Source organism: Desulfobacula sp. (assembly GCF_021107415.1).
In genome coordinates, this window is sequence record NZ_JAIOSW010000071.1 from 1 (window position 1) to 3210 (window position 3210).

At 36.5% G+C, this 3210-nt stretch carries 3 protein-coding genes; 1 reads left to right on the plus strand and 2 read right to left on the minus strand.

Annotation, left to right across the window (positions count from 1 at the left end; translation table 11 throughout):
- The first annotated feature begins 709 nt into the window (after positions 1-709).
- Positions 710-1852 carry a hypothetical protein gene (locus K8S13_RS03715; RefSeq protein WP_291460547.1) on the plus strand — a complete coding sequence of 381 codons (1143 nt, stop codon included), beginning with the start codon at positions 710-712 and terminating at the stop codon, positions 1850-1852.
- Between the two features lie 223 nt (positions 1853-2075).
- On the opposite strand, the gene K8S13_RS25565 is transcribed toward K8S13_RS03715, so the two are convergent.
- Both K8S13_RS25565 and K8S13_RS03720 read right to left on the minus strand, forming a co-directional pair.
- Positions 2076-2360 carry a Tn3 family transposase gene (locus K8S13_RS25565; RefSeq protein ID WP_367172521.1) on the minus strand — a complete coding sequence of 95 codons (285 nt, stop codon included), beginning with the start codon at positions 2358-2360 and terminating at the stop codon, positions 2076-2078.
- A gap of 496 nt (positions 2361-2856) precedes the next feature.
- The coding region (locus tag K8S13_RS03720) for a hypothetical protein (protein WP_291460549.1) at positions 2857-3210 on the minus strand (354 nt) is incomplete at its 5' end.

The window sequence follows — 3210 nt, forward strand, 5'->3', positions numbered from 1 at the left end:
GCTACTATTTGCTTTCGGATTAGCCCGCACATATTCCCTCGCCTAAATCCGAAAGAGCTCGGCAAAACCTGCCAGGTCGAAGTAAGCCTGTGCGGCAGAGACCTGTCAGGTTGAAAAAAAACGCAAAACATTTAATTCGATGTATACATTTTTCAACCTGTTATGTTATGCAGCCGCCAATACCACTTTCAACATAACAGGTTTGGCCAACTAAATCCGAAAGAGTTCGAGAACTTCGAACTTCAAACTTCAAACTTCGAACTTCGAACTTCAAACTTGTTAGTCAACAGCAAAATTAATTTAACACACACAAAAAAATATTACGAACAATAAAATTTAATATTCCATCTTAAATAATTGATTATGAATTTGTAAAAAATAAGAGGCGAAATGAAATTGTAAAAGAGATTTTAATTTTCATTAAAAAAAGTATTTTTTTTCCTTGTTTTCTAATTTATTTCCTATATTTGCATCCTTAGAATTGGCACCTAAGCAAGTATTATCAGGTTGTTTAAATTAGCTACCAAAATGAAATATAGAACGTTAACCATCTTTGATGGATACCCGTCGGCACAACTGGCTGCCGTATATTTTTTCTCATCTTATTACTGAATTAATTTAAAATTCAATATATAGTAATAATGTAACTATTTTTTTTATTAACTTAAATTTAAAATGTATGAAAAAGTTTACTAGATTATGGCAACTGATGATGATATTGTTTTTGATATCATCAGTCGCATTTGCTCAATCATTTACATCACCTTATGGTGACAAAGATGAAATGCAGAAGCAAAAGAAAGAAATGCAGAAGCAGTATGAAGAGAAAATGGGAATTGAACCTGCAGCTATTGAGCAGGAAGTAATTTCCAGTGAAGTTGATCCTAATGGGAATTCTTACGTTCCCAAATCAACTACTGCTCAGGAGCAAACTAAGGTTCCAAAGTGGAACTCTCTGAAATCTCCGGTTCCAAGTGGTCCTACTGATGACCTTTTCTGTCCAACGACTCCTGGAGTTCCTATTTTTGCAGAGGATGCCAATGGATACTCCAGTGCAGGTACAGCTGATATTGATGCTGGTTACAGAATTTATCAGGGTTACACAGGAAACTTCACCATTCAAGAAATTCACTTTTGGTATATCCATGCTTACTTTGATGGAACAGCATGGGGCCCATGTGCTTCAGGTGATGAAGAGCCTGTAGATGTTGAAATAGGCTTTTTTGATGATAACTTGGCTGGTGCTGGTCCAGGTACCCAGGTGGGTACTTTTATCACTGAAAGCGTAACCGGAACAGGTACAGGCGTATTGTTTGCCGGAGCTTATGAAATCTACGAATACCAATATGTACTCCCTGCTTCAGTTACAATTACTGATGGCTGGGTTTCCCTGATGGGTAATCCTACTGGTGATCCCACTTGCTGGTTCATGTGGGTAAATTCAGATGCAGTCGCTGGCCCAAATAACGGTTGGCAAGAAGATCTTGGCGCAGGTACCGGTTCTGATATGGGATACCCGGTTAGCCTTTGTATTTATGGTACCAATAACATGGTAAACAATGTTGGTGTGTCTGCAGTTACAAGCCCTGTTAGCGGTACTGGCCTTACAGCAAATGAACTTGTTACCATTAACATTTTCAATTCAGGTAGCGCTGATTTTCTAACAGGCTTCCCGGTAGAGTATACTTATTTAGGTACTACTTATACAGAACCCTATCCCGGTCCCCTGCTTTCAGGTGGAACCGACACTTACACCTTTTTACAAACCATTGATGCAAGTGCAGTTGGCGTTTATACACTTACTGCATGTACCGTATTACCGGGTGACGTCATACTGTCCAATGGCGTTTGAAGTACGGGCCGATTCAGCGTCGAGCTCAACGTGCTTCATGGTGCATACGTTGCAATCCTTCTTTGGTATCTCGTCCACACGGGGTCTTCCGTGAAACAACTACCGGATCTTCGTCCACTTCTGCTGCAACGCTGGGTACAATCCCACAAAGGTACAAAACCGGCCATGAAAAAACAACCGGATATCAGTTAAAGTCAAATCCTCGATTTTGTAGTCTTCTATTTTACAGCACTTTTAAATCCAAGATTTTGGGAAGCTGAAAAGGGGTAATTGTGTTCATTTTTTCATCGGAAAAGTCATACTCTCCTAGTAAATTAATATGGTGCCAGGTAATAATTGATGACTTTTTCATATGTACTATCATTTCTTTCCGCTCCACTTCTATTGCATCAGCAAGTTTTTGCGAGAGATATAAATAATTCCAGCAAATAATTGCATTTTCAATTAAACATTTACAGCCTTCTGCTATCAGTTGTTCTTCTTTAGTTTCCTGGGCAAACTCCTGGATTTGACTTTAACTGATATCCGGTTGTTTTTTCATGGCCGATTTTGTACCTTTGTGGGATTGTACCCAGGATTACATTGTATCAAATGTATCAATCAGACCAACACGACTTATATAAAATTTATGTAATAATAACAACTGCCTACAAATAGACAGGATATTTTTAAGCAAATCAGCCGATATTTTAAAATCTGATTTGCTATGATTTTGTTAAGTCGATTAGTCTATATCATATAGGAATATGCTATTTTCTACGTACAAAGGTTTACTTTATGGATTAAAAATATCCACAAACACATAGCACCGCCTACCGCTTGCGGTTCTACTGGTTGCGGTTTTATTTGATAAAAAAGTTAGATATCACATATTTTTTTTATGATGATGCATGATATCAAGTAGAATTTGGATTTATATTTTAATAAGTAGATATCATTATATCCGGCATTTGCTGGAGAGTCTTAATGCAACTGTGGTTCTCAACCGACTGGATCCCAGAAAATCAACGAATCAGATTTTGCAGCGCATGATACCAGAACGCCAATTGTGAAAGGATTATATAGAAAATATCTACCAATAAGAAACAAAAATATTTTATTTGATCCCATAACATTTTTATTAAAAATATAATGGTGGCAATTATAATAGAAAGTAAAGTGAGTTCTTGAGTTTTTTCAATAAGTCTCAATTGGTATTCCTGATAATATCTTCTTTCCAAATCTCTAATAGAATCTAATAAAATTTCAATCCTTTTTTCAAAAACACAGCAAATTTCATTAAAATCATTTTTCAATTTTTTTAAGTTTTCCTCAGAGGCATTTGCTAACATTTTATTTATCTCTTCGGATGTTTCAAA

Bases quoted from the DNA above. Each gene is read 5' to 3' on its own strand.
- K8S13_RS03715 (WP_291460547.1), top strand. From the start codon at position 710: ATGATGATATTGTTTTTGATATCATCAGTCGCATTTGCTCAATCATTT.